1 protein-coding gene and 1 pseudogene are annotated in these 1,197 nt (G+C 44.7%); both read right to left on the reverse strand.

Annotated elements, in window-relative coordinates; genetic code table 11:
• On the reverse strand, positions 1-624 hold a 624-nt coding region (locus tag ACIFQM_RS24805), incomplete at its 3' end, for a tyrosine-type recombinase/integrase (protein ID WP_430066397.1).
• 158 nt (positions 625-782) lie between these two features.
• Positions 783-1,197: pseudogene (locus ACIFQM_RS24810) on the reverse strand (transposase); the annotation flags it as partial.

The raw sequence follows: 1,197 nt of genomic DNA on the forward strand, positions 1-1,197 counted from the left end.
TTCCAATGCTCCACGCTGCCCCATACATAGATACTCTGATTCCACTTGTGGCCTGACTTCAAGATATCGGGTAATGGCTTTTCGCACTTCCTTATTTAATGGAATAGTGCGGAAGGAGTTTCCCTTACCGAGTACCTTCAGCATCCCTTTACGTTCACTAATCTCCATATCCTTCAGCTGGATGCCGACCAATTCGCTTACCCTTATCCCCGTTCCCATCAGTAATTCGATCATACAGATATGCATCCGATTGCCCATCCGGTGAATTTCATTCCGCAGCTTCCACAAATCCTTTTCTGCTAACCCCTTATATTGCCGAACTACCTTGTTTCTGACCGCTTCGATATGTATTTCTTCCTTTATATAGCCTTGTTGATGCATCCATTGTGAAAATACGTTGATACTGGCAATCTTGCGGTTGATGGTGAGTATCGCTTGGTTGGTGCTTTGCAGAACCTTCTTGTACTCTACGCCATCCAATTCAATCCACTTGTCCAGTCCATATTCCGTCTTGCCCCGATACCAAGCTGTGAACTGTAGCACGTCCCGAATGTAACAGGAAATTGTGTTCTCACTTCGATCCTTGCTCCGTAAATGTGCTTCAAACCCTTGTATATACTCCATATTCGCCCCACCCTTCGCTTGTGTGTCACATCATACCGTTGATGTGGGGGAAAGTCCACTCATTGCATAACTTATCTTATGCACTGATTCTGGCTACTTTTGGGGCTAATTCCGGGCTGAAACTGGCGTTTATCTATACAAATACTGACGGCATAACGTTATGGCTGCGAGTGATCCGTCTCCACATATCCTTCCTCCATCTCGACCGATTCCTCAATAGCTTCATAATCAGCATCCACCACATCGGCTTCGATCATATCCAGAAATAGCTGCTTCCGTTCCTGTTCCAGTGCCTTCGTATTCACCAACAGCTCACGCCGATCATTCCACTCATTGGGTGCGCGGTTCTTTAAGTAGAAGATCATCGCTGTTGGATTGGGAGGCTGATACCGTTTCACTTTCTCGATACGCGTCTTCTTTTTTCCATTTTTGTCCTCTTCAATAATCGTTTTTATTTCCTCATATTCATATCCTGTAGCTGCTTTTAAAAGTGAATTTTCCACGTGTGAAATAGGGACAGATCTGCTCCATTTGACTAGTTCAGCCAGCATGGGATGTTTATCTATGTACTCA

Origin of the sequence: Paenibacillus sp. NRS-1782 (assembly GCF_050467685.1) — a bacterium.
GTDB lineage: Bacteria > Bacillota > Bacilli > Paenibacillales > Paenibacillaceae > Paenibacillus > Paenibacillus terrae_A.